Genomic DNA, 19,032 nt, shown 5'->3' on the forward strand with positions numbered 1-19,032 from the left:
TTCGCGCGCGCTCCTGCTCGCGTCCGCAGCTATCGCGCTCCAGCTGCCGGTTGTGGCGCATGCGCAGGCCGATGCCGCGCAGAATCCGGCAAGCGGGAATGGCATCGTGCGTGGCCGGGTCTTCAGCGAAGCGACCGGCACCTATGTCAGCAATGCGCAGATCAGTGTTGACGGTACCGGCATCGCCACGATTTCCGAAGACGGCGGCGACTTCACGCTGACCGGCGTGCCGACGGGCGCCGCCAACCTCACCGTCCGCTATGCGGGTCTCGAGGATACCCATGTCAGCGTCGTGATAGATGCCGGGCAGGCGGCGCGCGTCGATGTCAGCATGAAGGCACAGGCCATAGCGGACCACGGGCGGGATTCGGAAGCGATCGTCGTGAACGGCGCGCGTTCCGGCGAGGCGGCCGCGCTGATGCAGCGCCGTGCGGCGATGAACGCGGTGGAATCGATCGACGCGGACGCGTTCGGCGCGCTGACGATGAACGACGTCGGCGAGTTCATGAAGAACATGCCAGGCATCTCGCTCGACTATGTCGAGGTCGATACGGACGCGGTGCGCATCGGCGGGCTCGATTCCAAATATTCGACCTTCACCCAGGACGGTGCCCGCCTGGCCTCGGCGAGCCCGAGCAGTCGCCAGTCGAGCTTCACCCAGATGTCGATCACCGGCATCACCCGGATCGACCTCAACAACACGCTGACCGCCCGCATGGATGCCGACGCGCCGGGCGGCAACGTCAACCTGATCTCCAAATATGCCTTCCTGCTGAAGAAGCGCCTGCTGCAGGCGCAGCTGACCGGCGTCGCGACCTCGGACTCGACGCTGGGCACCTATTACGCGCCGGACGATCGCAAGCATGCGACGGTCTTCCCGGGCGGCCAGATCAGCTATGCGGACGTGTTCCTGGGCGGCCGGCTCGGCATCGCGCTCAACGGCAGCTACAACGCCAACTACGTCCAGCAGGACCGCGTCCAGACCGACTGGGCCTATTACAGCGGTACCAACAAGGACTCCAAGGGCGCCCCGCTTGCAGGCCAGGTGCTGCCTTATCAGACGATGTGGCGTGCAGGCCCCAAGTTCACCCACCGCGCCGCGTTCAACGGTGCGCTCGACTACAAGTTCAGCGACAGGCTCGCCTTCTCGCTGCGCGGCGGATATTCCTTCTACGACGTCGAATATTACAACGGCTACACGTACCTGAAGTACGGCAGCACGACGACGAGCTATGTCGACACGGCCAATTCCACGGCGACCCATCTCGTGGTGCCGCAGAACGCCAATGCCGGCGTCGATACCGAATATTCGCACCGCTACAATCCGCAGCACGTCGTGATGGCGAACCCCAAGCTGGAATATAAGGGCGACACCTTCGAGGTCGCGCTGCGCGGCAGCTACTCGTACGCGGCGACCAATTTCGACAGCGACGGCTTCTTCCAGCGCAACGACACGCAGGACAAGAATCTCGGCTTCACGCTGGACCGGGAGGATACCGAGACCCCGGCCTACACCCTGACCCAGACCGCCGGAAAATCCTGGTCCGATCCCGCCAACTGGACGCCGGTGAATTCGGCGACCTCGATCCGCTATCCGGTGTCGCACACCAACGACGCGCAATATGGCGGCAATCTCGACCTCAAGAAGAAGCTCGATGCCGGCACCGTGCACCTCGAGCTGCTCGGTGGCGTCGGCATCCGCACCAATAGCTGGCAGACCGACGAGGGCGGCTACACCTCGTACAATTATATCGGCGGTACGCTCGGCGGACCGGGCACGCTCCCCGCGACCAGCAACTACCAGTTCCTGATCAAGGGCTTCGATGCCGGGAATTTCAACAGCCAAGGCTGGCGTGCGGACAACAATTATGCCGCCTATGACCTGTTCGTCGCGCATCCCGAATATTTCAAGGAAGACGTCACCGGCGGGCTGACCCGCAAGTACAATTCCACCCATGAGGTGCGCGAGACGATCAAGGCGGCCTATGGCGAGTTGCAGGGCGGGTGGAACCGGCTCCGCTTCGATATCGGCCTGCGCTACGAGCACACGCAGGAAGGCGCGGCGGTCACGCAATCGCGGGCGTTCAACGCCGCGGCTTGCGGCTGCGCTTCCGGCACCGTCGATGCTATCAATTATCAATATTACAACGGCCAGCAGCTGTGGAACCGCTTCGGCTATGACAATTGGTTCGTCAGCGGCGGGCTGAAATACGATATCAACCGCAACACCGTCGCCCATTTCGCCGCGAGCCAGGCGATCCTTCGCCCCGACTATGGCAATCTCGGCGGTGCGCTCACCGTCAACGATACCGCCCTCACGGTCTCGGCGCCCAACCGCAACCTGAAGCCCGAAGAGGTCACCAAATATTTCGTAAGCCTGCAGCATTATCTGCCGCACGCGGGCATCATCGCGGTTTCGGCCTATCGGCTCGACGTGAAGAACATGCAGTACAGCGCCAAGGTCACCGATCCGGCGCTGGTCGGCCTGCCCGACGACTATAACGGCTACCAGATCACGACGACGCTCAACCAGCCGGGCATCAGCTCCACCAACGGCGTGATCTTCGAATATAGCCAGCAGCTGACCTTCCTGCCGGGTGCGCTGAAGGGCCTCGGCGTGCGCGGCTCCTTCACCTATGTCGATCCGGACGGTCCCCGCGTCTCGACGCCGGATTATTCGGCCAACTGGGCGGTCCGCTACAATCGCGGTCCCTTCGACGTGCAGATGACGGGAAGCTATATCGGCACCTACCGGACGAGCGCGCTGACCAACACGCCGACCACCGCGACCAACGGTATCCTCTACCACAACGAGCGGACGCTCTGGAACCTGTCCGCCTCGTACCGGCTCAACAAGACCTGGTCGCTGCAGGTCGCGGGGCGCAACATCTTCAACGCACCGGACATCGTCTATTCGAACGTCCGCAGCCGGGTGCAGCTCTACAGCATCTACGGTTCGATGTGGAGCGCGGCGGTGAAGGCCAGCTTCTGAGTTCCCCCACTGTCCCGCGGCCGCGGCGGTGTGCATATGGCCGCGGGACCTTTTCGAATTTCCAAGGAGATCCCATGGTGTTGACGATCGATCGCCGCAGTCTCGTCCTGGGCGGCAGCCTCGGGCTCGGTGCAATGTTCTTTCCCGCCGGGCGCGGGCTGGCGGCGGTGCTGGAGGGCAGGGGCTTCACCCATAGCGTCGCGAGCGGTGAGCCCGGGACCGATTCCATGCTGCTCTGGACCCGCTATGTCGGCGCGAGCGACGATGCGTTCGTGCGGCTCGATGTGGAAGTCGCGCTCGATCCGGAGTTCGCCAAGGTCGTCGCGGGCGGTACTTTCCGCACCGGCGCGTTCCGCGACTGGACGGCAAAGGTCACCGTCGACGGGCTGAAGTCCGGGACCGTCTATTGGTACCGCTTCGTGGCGCCGGACGGCACCAAGTCGCCGGTCGGCCGGACCAAGACCCTGCCGGAGGGCAAGACCAATCGCTTCGGCCTCGCGGTGTTCTCCTGCTCGAACCTGCCCAATGGCTGGTTCAACGCCTATGGCCATGCCGCGCAGCGCGGCGACCTCGACCTGTGGCTGCACGTCGGCGACTATATCTACGAATATGACAATGCGCGCGCCAAGCCGATCGAAGGCCGCCGCGTCGAGCCCGACAACGAGATCATCGCGATCGCCGACTATCGCCTGCGCTATGCCTGCTATCGCGCGGACCCGGACCTGCAGAAACTCCACCAGGTCGCGCCGATGGTCGCGCTGTGGGACGACCATGAATCGGCCAATGACAGTTGGGAGGGCGGGGCGCAGAACCACCAGCCGGCGACCGAGGGCGACTGGAACCCGCGCCGCGCCGCCGCGATGCAGGTCTATCGCGAGTGGATGCCGGTGTCGGACGAGCCGTGGAAGGCCTATCCGCTGGGCGCGCTCGGCACGCTCTACCGCACGGAGTCGCGGCTGCTGGCGCGTACGCGGCAAGCCGATATCGGCGCCGCGTACAAGGCCTCGAACCCCGACGCCGCCCTCGCGGCCTTCCGCGACGGCGCGTGGCAGGACCCCGCCGCCACGATGCTCGGCACCACCCAGGAAAGCTGGCTCTCGCACCAGCTCAAGGCCAATGCGCAGACCTCCGCATGGCAGCTGATTGGCATGGGCACGATCCTCGGCCGCACGGTGATGCCGGCACAGGCAGTGGACTGGCTGCGCGCTGGCTCGAGCGAAGGCACGATCAACAATTTCCGCAACAGCATCCGCGCCGCCAAGGCCGGGCTGCCGATGTGGATGGACCGCTGGGACGGCTATCCCGCCGGGCGCTCGCGCCTGCTCAAGGCCGCGCAGGTGGCGGATGCCGACCTGGTGATGCTGTCGGGCGACAGCCACAATGCCTGGGCCTATGCGCTGACCGAAGGCGGTAAACCCGCCGGCGTGGAGTTCGCCGGCCAGGCGGTCACCTCGAACGGCATGGAGGGCAGCTGCGGCGCGGATCCCCGGATCGTCGCCCAGGGTTTCGTCGCCGCCAATCCCGAGCTCAAATGGGCCGATACCAGCCGGCGCGGCTATATGATGATCGAAGTCACGCCGCAGCGGGTGACCGGCGAGTGGCAGTTCCTCAAGACGATCACCGAGCGGAACACCGAACTCTCGGGCACGCACCGCATGCAGGTCGAGCGCGGGCGGCGGGTTTTCGCGAGCTGAGATTTCGAATGCGGAGGCTGGCGATAACCTTGCGGAATATCGCCAGCCCCTGGTGCGGCCGCGCGGGAAGGAGGCATACTCAGACTGTCATATTCGCCGCCTAACGGAGGGCCGACTCACCAGCCGGTGAGATCGGGACGCACCCTGCAGGGATGGCTGATGCACGCGATTGACCGGGAACGGACGCGATGGTTCCTGCGCAACATATTGCCGCATGAACCGGCGCTGCGCAGCTGGCTTGGCCGGCGCCAGCCGCTTGGCCTCGATGTCGACGACATCATCCAGGAATCCTACGCGATCCTCGCCGATCTCGACACCGTCGACGGCATCCGCAATCCGCGGGCCTATCTGTTCCAGGTCGCCCGTTCGGTGATTACCCGCCATGTTCGCCGTGCCCGCGTCGTATCGATCCACACCGTGGAGGACCTGAGCGAACTCGACACGGCGGATGACCGTCCCTCGCCCGAACAGATCGCGATCGATCGCGACGAACTCGGGCGGCTGGCCCAGGCGATCGGGGCGATGCCTGCGAAGACGCAGGAAGCTTTCATGCTGCGGCGGGTGGAAGGATTGTCACAGCGCGAGATCTCCGAGCGCATGGTGATTTCGGAGAATACGGTCGAGAAGCACATCTCGCGGGGACTTCGTTTTCTGATCGATTGGTTTGGCCATGGCGGAAAAGCTCTGGCAAAAGCCTCTAGGGAAAGGGAAACGGAGATTAGCGCTTTTGACGGTCGAGCGAGAAACCAGTCGGTCCATTGACGAGCAAGCCGCCGACTGGATCGCCAGGCTCGATCGGGGGCCGCTTTCCGACGCTGAATCGCAGGCACTGAACGCCTGGCTGAGTGGCGATCCGCGTCGCCGCGGCGCGATGCTGCGCGCCGATGCCTATGCGATGCTGAGCGAGTCCGCGCGGGCCCTGGGGCCGCAATTCGATCCCAAGCAGTTCGCCACCTCGGAGCCCGAGCCCGAACCCGAGGTCAGGCCCACGCGCTTCACGCGCCGGTCGATGCTGGCGATGATCGGGACCGGTGGCGCGATCGCGGCCTCCGTCGTCGCATTGGGGATCAGCCTGCCGGCCGCCGCGATCACCACCGGGCTGGGGGAGGTCCGCCTCGTCACGCTCGACGACGGATCGACGATGATGCTGAACACCCAGACCAGCGTGAAAGTCCATTACGGCGCGGAGGAACGCAGCGTCGAGCTTCTCTACGGCGAAGCCTTCTTCACGATCGTCGCCGATCCGCGCCGGCCCTTCTTCGTCGAGCTGCCCGGCAAGCGGGTCCGCGCCACGCGCGGCACCTTCCGCGTGCGCAAGCTGCAGGGCAAGCCGGTGGACATCCTGGCCGACCAGGGCAGGCTCGAGCTGGCGGCGGCCAATACCCCCGCGCTGCTGCAGCTTCCCCAGGGCAGCCGCCTGACCTTCCCGTCGGACAGCCGGATCGAGCAGCTGCCCCCGCCGCAGGGGATCGCGCCGGACCTGGTATCGCGGGAGCTGGTCTGGCGCGAGGGCAAGATCGCCTTCGAAGGCGAGCCGCTGGCCCAGGCCGCCGCCGAGTTCGCCCGCTACAGCAGGACCCGCATCGAGATCCGCGATCCCGCGCTCGCCCGCGAACCCGTCGCCGGGCTGTTCGCCGCCAGCGATCCGATCGGCTTCAGCCGCGCCGTCGCCAGCCTGTTCGACGCACGGATCGAGCAGCGCGGCGATACGGTGGTGCTCAGCCGGGATTCTGCCCGGCCCTAAAATTCAACTCCGGAATGGCGGAACTTTCCCCGCCGGTTCTCTCAGTCACCAAGGGGTACGGCGTCCGCCGTGCGGATTGGGGTCTTGCGGCCATGTTTTCCCGGAATGCCATCCTGTCGAAGACGGCGATCCTGGTGGCGTGCACCGCGGCGACGCCGGCCTTCGCGCAGGTGCGCAGCTTCGACATTCCGGCGCAGGCCGCGGTCAAGGCCATTCCCGAATTCGCCCGCCAGGCGCAGGTCCAGGTCCTCGCTTCGGCACGCGATCTCGCCGGGACGCGGACGCCCGCGCTCAAGGGGACGATGGATGCGCGCCAGGCATTGCGCCGCCTGATCGCCGGCACGCCGCTGGAGATCGCCAGCGACGACGGCCACATCATCACGCTGCGCTCGCGCCGCCTGCCCGGCCGCGGGCAGGACAGGAGGGTGGACGGCCGCGGCACGATCGCGGGACAGGTGCTCAATCCGGCGAGCGGCGAGTATCTGCGCGCCGCCGTGGTCGAGCTGCTCGCCGCGAACGGCGAGCGGCGGATAACCAGCTCGGGCGATGCCGGCGCCTATCGCTTCAACGGCGTGCCTGCCGGCCATGCCATCGTGACCGTCCACTTCACCGGCTATGTGACCGAGGATGCCGAGGTGCAGGTGCACACGCGCAAGACCGCCAGGCTGGACTTCAGCCTGAGCGAGAGCCGCGTGGCCGGCGAGCAGCCGAGCAACCACATCGTCGTGAACGGCATGCGCGAGGATTATGCGCAGGAGATCATGACGCAGCGCAAGTCGATGAACATCGTCGATGTGCTGTCCACCGAAGCCTATGGCGACATCGCCGGCGGCAACCCGGCCGAGTTTCTGAAATACATGCCCGGCATCGATGTCGACGGCACCAACGGCACGTCGCTCTATGCCTTTCTGCGCGGCTTGCCCGCCGAATATACCCGCACCCAGCTGAACGGCATGGACGTGGTCTCGGCCAACGCCGCGGCCCCCGCGGGCTATGCCAATTCGGCCGCGGCGGCGCGCATCTTCAGCTATGAATCGATCTCGATGTCGGCGATCGATTCCGTGACGGTGTACAAGACCGTCAGCGCCGACAACAACGCCGATGCGCCGGCCGGCATCATCGATCTGCGCACCAGGCGTGCCTATGACCGCAAGAAGCCGGCGCTGATATTCTCGGTCGGCGGCTTCACCCACCAGAACATGCTGGACGGCACCACCCATACCGGCCCCGATCCGCGCGGCTATGGCCGGGATCGCTTCCTGCCCGAGGCGACCTTCTTCTACGCCAACAGCTTCTTCGATCGCCGGCTCGGCGTGATGCTCTCGCTCGGCTACAACAACAGCTATATCGAGCGCGAGCAGCTCACCATGAGCCGCAACTATGTGCCGACCGCGAAGAGTCCCGATCCGCTCGCCTTCACCGCGATGGAGTTCGAGACCTCGGCGCGCCAGACCACGCGGCGCACCGCTTCGGCGGTGATCGACTTCCAGGCCGACGACCGGTTGACCGTGTCGCTGCTCGGCATCGCCTATCGCGGCGACGTCTATCAGAACCAGTCCGATGCCACCTTCACCACCGGCGCGCGGACCAACGGCGTGAGCGGCGACATCCTGAGCGACTATACCACGCTCAATCCCGCCACGGCCAAGACCTTCCAGGCGGCCAATACGAGCCAGTACAAGGTCAACAACGGCAACATCGTCGCGCCGAGCTTCGAGTGGAACCGCGGCAACGTGCATCTCGACGGGTATTTCGCCTATTCGGATTCCAAATCCTATTATGACTCGCCGCACATGGGCCAGGTCACCTCGTTCATCCCGACGGTGACTTCGACCGGCAATTTCTCGGCGGTGAAGGGCAGCCCGAGCCTCGCTTATACCGACTGGAACGTCACCCAGGTGAGCGGGCCGGACTGGAGCAGGATCGGCGCCTACACGCTCTCCGCCACGCCGCAGATCCGCACCACCAGCGGTGCCAACGCCTTCATCTACGAGAAGTCGGGCGGGCTGAACGCCAGCTATGACGCGCAGTTCGGCAACGTACCGATCAGCTTCAAGGCGGGCTTCAAGGTCACCGACACCGTCTATCGCTTCGGCGATACGTCAGGTGACAATCTCTACACTTATGCCGGCGGGCTCTCGAACGCCGATTTCCTGGCGGCGGTGACGGGTCCCTACACTCGCACTTCGTGGGACAAGAGCGGTGCCGGCTTCACCTCGATCTCCGGCTCGTCCCATGTGCCGATGATCGACCTGGGCAAGCTCTACGACATGTTCGTCGCCAACCCCGGCGAATGGACGCACACGCTCAGCGCCGCGAACTACGCCGCGGCCTATTATGCGAACAACACGCGGTTCGAGGAGAACATCAAGGCCGCCTATGGCATGGCGACCGCGAAGATCGGCAAGCTGCGGTTGCGCGCCGGCCTGCGCGCGGAATGGACTGCCAATACCAGCTGGGGCTGGTCGCCGCTCTCGGCCACCGAAGTGAAGGCCGCGACGGTGAACGGCGTGAAGTGCGCGGTCACCGCATCGACCGGCATCGCCACCACCATCCCCTGCGTCGACTATCAGTTCCGGACCAATGGCTATCGGGCGACCCGGGGCGACTATTTCAAGCTCTATCCGAGCGCATCGGGCAAGTTCACCATCGGCCGCGGCACCGATGCGGAGCTGGGCTATAGCCGCACCATCCTGCGTCCCGGCCTGAACGCGATCGCCGGCAGCGCGAGCGTGGACGATGCTGACAGGGTGATCTCGGTGCCCAATCCCGGCCTGACCCCGGCGATGTCGGACAACCTCTCCGTCCGGCTCTCGCACTATTTCAAGTCGGTCGGCCTGCTCACCGCGGGCTTCTACTACAACCGCATCGACGGCCTGGCCGACCTGCAGGAGGGCCTGAGCGCTGCCGAGGTCGGCCCTGCGGCCGGCGGCTATGCCGATGATCCGGCCTATGCCGACTATACCTACGCCACCTATCGCCAGCTCGGCGTGGTGCGCATCAAGGGCATCGAGGTCTCGTTCCAGCATTCGTTCAGCTGGCTGCCGGCGCCGTTCGACGGCCTGTCGGTGCGCGGTGGCTTCATGCACAACGAGCCGAGCGAACCGATCACCCGCGTCGGCAAGAACATCGGATCGGCGGCGCTGATGTACGAGAAGGGCCCGGTGCGGCTCTACGTCAACATGCTGTGGAACGACGACAAATATCGCTCGACCACGCCGACCTGGTTCCAGGCCCGCACCGATCTGAGCGTCTCCGGCCGCATCAAGCTGGCGAAGCACTGGGAAGCCTATGTCTCGGTGAACAACCTGCTTGCCCAACCCTATAACGTCATCGTCCCCGGCGCGCTCGCCACCAGCGCGGGCGGCTTCCCCAACCATAGCGCCATCTTCGTCCAGAACGGCCGCACCGGCACGTTCGGCATCCGGGCGCGCCTCTAGGCGCGCCTTTCCAGATTCCCCACCAGCAGCGGAAACCTCCCATGGCAGATACACCGATCTTCACGCGCCGCCGCCTGATCGCCGATGGCGCGCAGCTTGCCGCGCTCGCCGCGGCGACCACCCTGATGCCGCCCAATGTGCAGAAGGCGCTGGCCCAGGCGCCGAACCGTGCGGGGTCGATCAAGGACATCAAGCACGTCGTGCTGCTGATGCAGGAGAACCGGTCGTTCGATCACTATTTCGGCACGCTCTCGGGCGTGCGCGGTTTCGGCGATCCCGATGCGCTGAAGCTGCCGGACGGGAAGAGCGTGTTCCACCAGCCGGATGCCGAGAACCCCGCGGGCTATCTGCTGCCCTTCCACCTCGATACCGCGACCACCAACGCGCAGAAGCTTCCCTCGACCAGCCATGCCTGGAAGGTGCAGCACCAGGCCTGGAATGGCGGCAGGATGGATCAGTGGCTGCCGGCGCACCGCGCGGCGGACGGTACCGACGGGCCCTATACGATGGGCTATTTCAAGCGCGAGGACATCCCGTTCCACTATGCGCTGGCCGAGGCCTTCACGGTCTGTGACGCCTATCACTGTTCGGTGATGGGGCCGACCTGGCCCAACCGGCTCTACTGGATGACCGGGATGATCGATCCCGACGCGACCGGCGGCGGCCCGGTGATCAGCAACAAGGCCCCGCCCGAGGGGTTCCGCTGGACCACCTATGCCGAGCGGCTCGAGGCGGCGGGCGTGCCGTGGCGGGTCTATCAATATGGTGAGAAGGGCAAGCGCGCGCACAATCTGTTCCGGCACTTCGCCCAGTTCCGCAATGCGCCGGCGGACTCGCCGCTGGCGACGAAGGGCATCCCGGACACCGACGAGGGCGCCTTCGCACACGACGTGCTGCACGACCGGCTGCCGGCGGTCTCCTGGATCATGCCGAGCGCCGAGGCGAACGAGCATCCCGATCACATGCCGGCCGCCGGCGCGAAGTTCATCGCCGACCGGCTGAACGAGCTTGCCGCCAATCCGGAGGTGTGGGCGAAGACCGTGTTCATCCTCAACTATGACGAGAATGACGGGCTGTTCGATCACGTTGCGCCGCCGGTCCCCGCGCCGGGCACGCCCCAGGAGTTCGTGAACGGCCTGCCGATCGGCGGCGGCTTCCGCGTGCCCTGCATCCTGATCTCGCCCTGGACGGCGGGCGGCTGGGTGTGCAGCCAGCCTTTCGACCACACTTCGGTGCTCCAGTTCTGCGAACAGGTCACCGGCGTGCGCGAGTCCAATATCAGCGCATGGCGCCGTCAGGCGTTCGGCGACATGACGGCAGCATTCCGCTTCGGTCAGTCGACCGCCAAATTCCCGCCGCTCCCGGGTACCCAGGCAATGCTGGATCGCGCGCTTTATGCCGCGGCCAACCTGCCGAACCCGCCGGTGCCCGGCGCCGAGCAGCAGCTGCCGGTGCAGGAGAAGGGCACGCGGAAGCGGATCCAGTGACCGTGCGGCAGCGGACGCCATTGCTTCTGTTCTGCGGCATGGCGTCCCTGTCGGCGGCGGCACTCGCGCGTGCGCCACGCGCCGTCGAACCCGGTCATCTGGTCTACGCAGCGCGCTGCGCCGCCTGCCATGGCCGCAATTTCGAGGGGGATGAGGATGCGCCGGCATTGGTCGGCGTGCGTTTCGAGGCAAAGTGGCGCGGCCAGGCGGCAAGGTTGCGCGACAAGATCGGCCGCTCGATGCCGCAGGACGATCCCGGATCGCTATCGCCTGCCCAGGCAAGCGACGTCACCGCACTGATCCTCGCTGCAAACCGGATGCCGCTTCCGCCGCGAACGCCCGGCGCTCGATCGGATGGCTCAGAGGCGATGTAGCGCCGGTCGGTCGGGCTCGACGACGAAGCGCGCCAGGGTGGTGATCGCGCCGCCCGGCGACTGGACGCGGTCCAGCACCTTCACCTCCGTGCGCCATTCCTTCGGGGTTATGTCGAAGGTCTGATAGCCGCGCTGATCGTTGAGCAGTGCGACGTTCGGGCTCGCCTCGCGCAGTGCCTTGTGCCGGGGTGTCTCGCCCGGGGAACCGTCGCCGCCCGAAGTGATCGAGGTGGCGAGGAACTCGGTGGCCGCGGCCGGTCCGTCGGGTGCGTCGTCGCGCATCGGCACGGTGCCGATCGCATGGATATGGGCGTCGCCGGTGGCGATCACGACATTGCTCAGCTTGTGCCGCGTGATCGAGCGGACCAGTGCGGCCCGCGATTCGGGATAGCCGCTCCAGCTGTCGGGTCCGGGGCGCAGCTTGCGGCTGCCGTCCGCCTCCGCGACGTAGAGCGGCATCACGAAGACCTGCTGCGCGATGAGGTTCCAGCGTGAGGTGTTGGCGAGCCCCTGGTCGAGCCAGGTCTGCTGCGCCTTGCCCGTGATCGTGCCTGCGGGGCTGTCCGCGGCCCGGCAATTCTTCTCGCCCGGCTTCGTGCAAGGCTGGTCGTCGCGGTAGCTGCGCGTGTCGAGCACGTGCATGCGCAGCAGGCCGCCGAAGTCGAGCCGGCGATACATGGTGAGGCCGCCCGGGGTGGGCAGCTGCGCGCGGCGCACCGGCACATTCTCGTACCAGGCCTGCATCGCGGCGAAGCGGCGCAGCAGGAACGCCTCGGGCGGGGTGCCGTCCTGGTCGAACTTGCTCGCCCAGTTGTTGTCGACCTCATGGTCGTCGAACGACATGACGAATGCCGCTGCCGCGTGTGCTGCCTGGAGATCGGGGTCGCTCTTGTACTGCGTGTAGCGGCGTCGATAGTCGTCGATGCTGTAGATCTCGTCGCCGAAATGATCGCGCGAGACGACATTGCCGGCGGCGTCGCGGATCAGCAGGTTCTTCGTCGCCGGGTGCATCGCGCTTTCGTAGATATAGTCGCCATAGTGGAAGACCGCGTCGAGATCGGGCTCCTCGCTGATATGGCGCCAGGCCTCGTACCAGCCCTGCGGATAGGCCTGGCAGCCGGCAACGGCGAGGCGCAGGCGATCGACCGCGGCACCGGCCGCGGGCGCCGTCCGCGCGGTGCCGACCGGGCTCGCCTCGGCTCCGTCGACCAGGAAACGGTACCAATAGGGGCGGGAGGGCTTGAGGCCGGACAGCTCGACATGCACCGAATGGCCGAGCTCGGGCCGGGCGACCGCTTCACCCGACTGGACGATCCGGGCGAAGCGCGCGTCTTCCGCCACTTCCCAGCGCACCGGCACCGCCACCATGGGCATGCCGCCATGCTCGCCAAGCGGTTCGGGCGCCAGCCGCGTCCAGATTACGAATCCGTCGGGCCACGGGTCGCCGGCAGCAACGCCGAGCGAGAAGGGGTAGCGGCTGAACTTCGGCGCTGCCCAGGACGCAGGAGCGAGCCCGCTGAACAGGACGAGGCCGCCGGCGCCGGCGAGCAGTTTGCGGCGATCGAGTACGAGCGTCATATAGTCCTCCCCGGGGATTGGAAGGGTGCGCGCAGGCCACGCGCACCCCTGGCTTCTAGAAGCGGCCGCGAATGCCGAAGGTGCCGGAGCGACCGAACCAGTTCTCGATCGCGGTGTGGTTGGGAAGGGTCGGGTCCTTGGTCTGCGTACCCGGGGCATTGCCGGGGACCACGACATTGTACGGCTTGTTGAGCACGTTCGACATGGTGCCGAACAGCTCGAAGTTCTTGGTCACCTTGACGCGCAGGTTCAGGCTCAGGTCGGTGCGGGCCTGGAACCAGCTCGGCGTGGTCGAGCGCAGCTTGTCGTCGTTCCACAGCAGGTTGGCGTAGAGGCGGACCGGACCCTTCTCGTAGGTGATCGCGGCCGAGCCGATGTTGTTGCCAAGGCGCAGCAACGGATCGTCACCATGCGTATTGGGCTCATTGTGCATGAACGCCCCCCGCAGTGAGAATCCATCGAACGGCGCCGGCAACCAGCTGAAGCTGTGCTGGAAGCTCGCCTCGATACCCTTGATGGTGACGAGGCTCACCTGCTTGTAGGTGGTGAAATAGATGCCCGTCGGATCGTCGATGCCCAGCTGCGCCAGCGCCTGGGCCGCAGCGGAGCCCGCTTCGTCGGCGGTCAGGTCGGACTGGGCGACCGCGAGGCCCTTGATGCGGTTGTAATAGACGCCGACGTTGAACAGGCCGACGCTCTTGAAATAGCGCGAGTAGCGGGCCGAGAAATTGTCCGACGTCGCCGGCGACAGCCCCGGATTGGGGATGGTGATCAGGCCGGTGCCGAGGTCGCCGCCCAGCGGATCATAGCTGGCATTGCCCGCGGTCGCGTTCAGGCCGGGACGCAGGATCGTGTGGCTATAGCCCGCGTCGATATCGTTGCTGTCGCCAAGGGTCCATTTGATCGAGGCCGAGGGGAACAGGTTGAAGTAGCTGCCCGTCGTCTTCTGGATCCCGTTGGTGCCGTACTGGATGTCGACGCACGGGATGGTCGTGGCGATGCCAGTGGTCGCTACCGCGCAGGCCTTGCCGGTGTTCGGATCGGTATGGGTCTTGAGTTCCGCCGCCGGCATCTGGGTATAGCCGAGCGAGGTGTTGCTGGTCCATTCGGCGCGCAGGCCCACGCGCACCTTCAGCCGCGGCGCGACCTCGGCGGTCGCCATGCCGTAGAGCGCCTTGATGTTCTCCTGGAAGCGCGTGGTGTTGTTATAGGCCGCCGCGGCGTAATTGGCGGCGGTCGGCACTGCCTTGGCCCAGCTGGCGGGATTGTTGACCAGGTCGAGATAGAGCTTGTGGGTATCGAAGGTCGGGATGTAGCTCGAGCCCGAGAGCGAGTAATGGTACGAGCCCGACTGCTCGTACACCGTGCGCTGATAGGGGTTCACGAAGGCCTGGATGAACTGGGCATTCGTCATCGGCCCGACATAGTTGTAGATGCCGTCGAGGAAGGTGTCGTCGCTGAAGCGATAGTTGACGTTGCTGATCTTGAAGCCGGACTGCAGCGTCAGCGGCATATTGCCGAGATGCCCCTCATAGCGCGCGTTGAGCTGGCCCGACTTCTCGTAGATGAACGCATCCTGCCCGCCGCTGGTGCGGATCTGCGGGGCGCTCATCGTGTAATTGGCCGGGTTCGACCAGTCGGGGCCGGCGGTCTGGGTCACCGTCCAGTCGGTGCCCATCAGGCCCGGGCTGTTCTTGACCATGCTGAACTGCGGCGTGCCGGACAGGGTCAGCGTCGGCGCCGTGCCCACCTGCTGGCGGTGCAGCGTGTTGTAATAGCTGTGGCTGTCCGAATAGGCGAAGCTGCCGTCCAGGTGGAAATTGCCGCTCTTCCACGCGAAGCTCGGCGCCAGGATGTTGCCGTTGTTGATCTTGTACTGGCCACCGCCGCTGACCGTCATCTTGGCGCCGGTGGTGGTGGTGAAGTTGCTCAGCGGATCCCCGGTCACGCCGCTGCGCGCGCCGGTGGTGTAGGTCACGTCGCCGGTGGTGTTCTGGTACACGTCGCCGCGATAGAGGATCGAGAGGAAGCCGAAGCTCAGCTTGTCATTGGCCTTGAAGTCGAGCTGGAGCGAGCCGGTGCGGCGCGTGGTCTCGCGTGGATTGGCGGCGGTTTCATAGGCGGTGTACGCCAGCGGCCCCGGGCTCTTGGCCGTCGGCGCATAGCTGCGGCTCATCGTGTTCTGCTCGTAGCCGAGATACTGGTCGGCGAAGCCGAGCGACAGCATCACGCCCAGGCGATGATCGAAGAAGCTGTCGGCGAAGAACAGGCTGGCGTTGGGCAAGAAGCGCTTGCCGCCCCAGCCATCCGATTTCGGGCCGGTATGCTTGTACTTGTCGAGCATGTCGTCCGAGGTGAACGCGCTGAGCGAGAAGGTGAGTACGGGCTTCTTGCGGTTATAGGCGTGCTTGGTGCGCAGATCGACGATACCCGCAGGCGCATCCGCGTTCTGGTCGGCGCCGACCGTCTTGTAGAGAACGATGGAATCGATCGCCGAGATACCGATCGCCTCATAGCTGAAGACGCGCGCAGCGGCTGCCGAATTGGCGTAGCCGGTGGGCGAATTGGCGTTGGCGGAAATCACGTCCATGCCGTTCAGCTGGGTGCGGGTGAACTCGCCGGGCAGGCCGCGGAGCGACGCGTAGATCGATGTGCCGTTGGTGCCGTCCACATCGACGCCGGGCATGTACTTGATCATCTCCGCGGGATTGCCGCCGGCGACGTCGCCATAGGCCTCGGTCGAGATGACGTCGGCGATCTGCATCTCGCGGCGCTGCGCCTGGATCGAGCTGGCCTGGCCTTCGCGCTCGCCGTTGACGATGATCTCGTTCTCGCGGGCGGTCTGGCCGTTGCGGCCAGTCTGCGCGAGGTTGAAGTCGAGCCGCGCGGCTCCGCCCGGTGCGACCACCGTGTCCTGCGTCTGCGCAACATAGCCGACGAAGCTGACCGTCACCGTGACCGGGCCGGCCGGCACATTCCGCACCTCATAGGATCCGTCTTCGCCGCTGACGACGGAATAGTGCTTGTCTCCCGCGTCGATGGAAATGTCGGCATTGCGGAGGATATCGCCACCGGCTTCCGTCGCGACGGTGCCGGCAATCGTGCCTTCGCCGATCGCGCGCGCGCTGGTCTGGTCCGGCGATCCGCTTCCCCGGTCCTGCGCGAATGCCGGCTGGGCGATCGCAATCGCGGCGATTGCCGAACCACAAAACAGAACCGAACGATCGAACTTCATCATATGCCCCCTGCTTCCCGACAGCGCACACGCGCTGCCCCTGAGAGCCGTGGGGGCTTCGTTTCCGCCACAACGGTTCAATTTTTCCTGGAAGCTTTCCGTCCTGGGACGATCGCCTGCGATCCGTAGCCGTCAGAAGCCGCGCACCCGGAGGCCTATCCGGATCGTTCGCGGGCGTAGCGGGGTGCCCTGCGCGCTTGTGGCCAGCGTGAACGGCGTGCCCAGGGCGAAGATATTCCCCCTGGTGTCGAACAGGTTGAACAGGTCGAGCGACAGGGTTGTCCTGCCGATGTCGAGGGCCAGATTGCCGGAGACATAGGCATAGTCGCCCTGTTCGAACGCGAGTTCCGGCCCGAAGCCGAGGAGCGAGTGCCCGACCGCATGGGCACGCAGATTGGCGCGAAAGGCGTGTCCCGAAGCGATGCGTCCCGCATAGCCGAGGGACAGTACGGCGCCGTGCCGCGCGACATTGGGAAGCGCCGAGCGCACCGTCTCCTCCAGATAGGGCACCCAGCCGACCAGATCGCCATCGGCGACGAAGCCGCCCGCCGCCACGGTGACGCGGCGCACCGGCGAAAGGCGGACCTGCAAGGTGGCGGTGCGCACGATGCCATTGCCGACATTGGCGGTATGCGGGAGCCCTAGCCCGTCGACGGTATCGGCCTGCACGTTGCGCCAGTCGGTGCGCGCCAGCGTCCCCTCGATCTGCAGCCCGGCCAATTCCCGGGCCTGCATCCGGAACCCGAGCTCTGCCGTGCGCACCGTATCCGGCGTGAACCGCTCGACCGCGCCGCTGACGGTCAGTCCGCCGGGGCGGTAGCCACCCGCATACCGCACATAGAGCGTCGCTTCTGGGGCGGGCGTCCAGGCGAGGGCGAGGCTGGGGGTGGAGAGCCGCTGACGGCGTAGCGGCGGGGTGGGCGTCGTGCCCGGGGCGGGCTTGGCGAGAACCCCGGTGGCGGCACCGCGCATCTCGATGAACGAAACCCGTCCGCCGGCGCTCATGGTCAGCCTCTCGTCCGGATGCCAGCGCGCCTCGCCGAACAGCGTGGTTTCGCGCACCCGGGCGTCCAGCGTCCCCAGGTTGACGGGCTGCGATGGTACCCCGGTGCTGCGCGCCTGCCTGTCGATCGAGCGCAGCGCGGCAAAACCGATCAGCCCGTCCCATCGCCGGCCGAAGGCGCGGGTCAGGCGGGTCTCGTTGGAAAGTAGCGAGATGTGATCACGCTGGCGATAGGCGACCGGTTCCTCGTCGGGCCGGGTGGCATCGAACACCTGCGAGAGCCGCTGGTCGACCAGGCCCCAGCTCGAGTGCAGGCGCCCGCCAGCCAGTGGGCCGGCAACCGAGACGGCCAGCGCGCGATAGAAATGATGCGAGGGCTGGGCGAAGGTGGAGGCGCGGACGAGGCGGCCGAGCGTGCGCTGTTCGTATTGCGCATCGGCGTTGCGCACATCCTGGCCAATTCCGGTCAGGTCCAGCGACCAGCGCGACCCGACTGGCGTGTGCACCGCGACCCGCCCGCCGGCCACGCGCGTGGAATTGACGTCCTTCTTCCCGCGTCCGACATCGTCGATATAGCCGCCTGTCGCCTCGCGGTAGCCGAGGATGCGGACGGCTGCGCGTTCGCTCAGCGGCAGGTTGACGACCAGCCCGGCATCCGTGCTTCCGGTGCCGTGCGCGGTGGCTTCGGCTCCGGCCCATGCCTCACCCGAGGCCTGCCGCGGATCGGGTGCGTTGGGCACGATCCGCAGCACGCCGCCGAGCGACCCCGCGCCGTAGAGCGATCCCTGCGGCCCTTCGAGCACCTCGACCCGATCGACATCGTACAGGCGAAGGTCCGGGTCGGGCGAGGCATAGGCGAGGCGCAGGTCGCCCAGATACTGGCCGACGAGCGAGGGGCTGGCGCCGGAGAAGCTGCTGTCGGAGATGCCGCGGAGGAACAGCTTGTTGCGGCCCGAACCAAGCCGGGTCGACAGCAAGGTCGGATGGAGTTCCGAGATGGCCAGCGTTCCATGCTCGCCGGTGACATGCGCGATATCGCTCCCGTCGATGATTGCCACGCTGGCGGGATAATGGGCGAGGGTGACGTCCATCTTGCTGCCGGTCACCACGATTTCCGGCGCGACCTGGGGGGCGGGCGGTGGTTTCGGCGGCCGGGGCTGGGGACGGGGGCGTTCCGTCACGATACGCCAGATCCCGGGGGCGACCCGGCGGGCGGCCAGCCCGGTTCCGGCCAGGGCGGTCTCGATCGCCTGGTCGATTCCGCCGTCGAAGCGCAGCCGCCGGGTCCGCCGGCGCAGCAGCGCGGGGTCGTCGGTGCCGAAGCTCGCCCCGGTCTGCAGGGCGATCGCGCGCAGGGCAGCGGAGACCGGGCCGGCCGGCAGGTCGAGATGGACACCCCGGGCCGTCTGCGCGCCGGCAGGCGCCGCTCCGACCGTCAGCGACAGCGCCGGCACTAGCAGCGCCCACGCATATCGGCAGCAAGGG

10 protein-coding genes are annotated in these 19,032 nt (G+C 66.4%); 7 read left to right on the forward strand and 3 right to left on the reverse strand.

Annotated features, from left to right (window positions below; all coding sequences use genetic code 11):
- Positions 1–52 precede the first annotated feature (52 nt).
- From GGR46_RS13840 to GGR46_RS13870, 7 genes are all read left to right on the forward strand, one after another.
- Positions 53–2,992 (forward strand): TonB-dependent receptor domain-containing protein, encoded by a 2,940-nt coding sequence (locus tag GGR46_RS13840; RefSeq protein WP_183998517.1) that lies wholly within the window; start codon positions 53–55, stop codon positions 2,990–2,992.
- Positions 2,993–3,066: 74 nt separating this feature from the next.
- Positions 3,067–4,686 carry an alkaline phosphatase D family protein gene (locus tag GGR46_RS13845; RefSeq protein WP_183998518.1) on the forward strand — a complete coding sequence of 540 codons (1,620 nt, stop codon included), beginning with the start codon at positions 3,067–3,069 and terminating at the stop codon, positions 4,684–4,686.
- Between the two features lie 159 nt (positions 4,687–4,845).
- The gene (locus GGR46_RS13850; RefSeq protein WP_183998519.1) at positions 4,846–5,448 is read left to right on the forward strand and encodes an RNA polymerase sigma factor; all 603 of its coding nucleotides are present in this window, start codon (positions 4,846–4,848) and stop codon (positions 5,446–5,448) included.
- Complete coding sequence (locus tag GGR46_RS13855) at positions 5,414–6,430, forward strand: FecR family protein (protein WP_246426080.1); 1,017 nt, start codon at positions 5,414–5,416, stop codon at positions 6,428–6,430. The genes GGR46_RS13850 and GGR46_RS13855 overlap by 35 nt, the downstream gene beginning before the upstream one ends.
- A gap of 92 nt (positions 6,431–6,522) precedes the next feature.
- Positions 6,523–9,870: an outer membrane beta-barrel protein gene (locus tag GGR46_RS13860; RefSeq protein ID WP_183998521.1), complete on the forward strand. Its 3,348-nt coding sequence runs from the start codon at positions 6,523–6,525 to the stop codon at positions 9,868–9,870.
- 41 nt (positions 9,871–9,911) lie between these two features.
- On the forward strand, positions 9,912–11,357 hold the full coding sequence (locus GGR46_RS13865) for an alkaline phosphatase family protein (protein WP_183998522.1): 1,446 nt from the start codon (positions 9,912–9,914) through the stop codon (positions 11,355–11,357).
- Positions 11,358–11,395: 38 nt separating this feature from the next.
- On the forward strand, positions 11,396–11,731 hold the full coding sequence (locus GGR46_RS13870) for a c-type cytochrome (RefSeq protein WP_183998523.1): 336 nt from the start codon (positions 11,396–11,398) through the stop codon (positions 11,729–11,731).
- Here GGR46_RS13870 and GGR46_RS13875 read toward each other — a convergent pair.
- From GGR46_RS13875 to GGR46_RS13885, 3 genes are all read right to left on the reverse strand, one after another.
- On the reverse strand, positions 11,717–13,309 hold the full coding sequence (locus GGR46_RS13875) for an alkaline phosphatase D family protein (RefSeq protein WP_183998524.1): 1,593 nt from the start codon (positions 13,307–13,309) through the stop codon (positions 11,717–11,719). The two genes, GGR46_RS13870 and GGR46_RS13875, sit on opposite strands and share 15 nt — an antisense overlap.
- A gap of 55 nt (positions 13,310–13,364) precedes the next feature.
- A complete protein-coding gene (locus GGR46_RS13880; protein WP_183998525.1) occupies positions 13,365–16,544 on the reverse strand; it encodes a TonB-dependent receptor in 3,180 nt (1,059 codons plus the stop codon).
- A 132-nt stretch (positions 16,545–16,676) separates the two neighbouring features.
- Entirely contained in the window at positions 16,677–19,001 is a 2,325-nt protein-coding gene (locus GGR46_RS13885) for a TonB-dependent receptor domain-containing protein (protein ID WP_183998526.1), read from the reverse strand.
- Between the last annotated feature and the right edge of the window lie 31 nt (positions 19,002–19,032).

It is taken from the genome of Sphingomonas kyeonggiensis, from assembly GCF_014196745.1.
Taxonomy (GTDB): domain Bacteria; phylum Pseudomonadota; class Alphaproteobacteria; order Sphingomonadales; family Sphingomonadaceae; genus Sphingomonas; species Sphingomonas kyeonggiensis.

What these genes read in the sequence shown, in the direction of transcription:
- GGR46_RS13880 (WP_183998525.1), bottom strand. Translation starts at nt 16,544, where the DNA reads ATGAAGTTCGATCGTTCGGTTCTGTTTTGTGGTTCGGCAATCGCCGCG.
- GGR46_RS13865 (WP_183998522.1), top strand. Translation starts at nt 9,912, where the DNA reads ATGGCAGATACACCGATCTTCACGCGCCGCCGCCTGATCGCCGATGGC.
- GGR46_RS13870 (WP_183998523.1), top strand. Translation starts at nt 11,396, where the DNA reads ATGGCGTCCCTGTCGGCGGCGGCACTCGCGCGTGCGCCACGCGCCGTC.
- GGR46_RS13875 (WP_183998524.1), bottom strand. Translation starts at nt 13,309, where the DNA reads ATGACGCTCGTACTCGATCGCCGCAAACTGCTCGCCGGCGCCGGCGGC.
- GGR46_RS13845 (WP_183998518.1), top strand. Translation starts at nt 3,067, where the DNA reads ATGGTGTTGACGATCGATCGCCGCAGTCTCGTCCTGGGCGGCAGCCTC.
- GGR46_RS13850 (WP_183998519.1), top strand. Translation starts at nt 4,846, where the DNA reads ATGCACGCGATTGACCGGGAACGGACGCGATGGTTCCTGCGCAACATA.
- GGR46_RS13860 (WP_183998521.1), top strand. Translation starts at nt 6,523, where the DNA reads ATGTTTTCCCGGAATGCCATCCTGTCGAAGACGGCGATCCTGGTGGCG.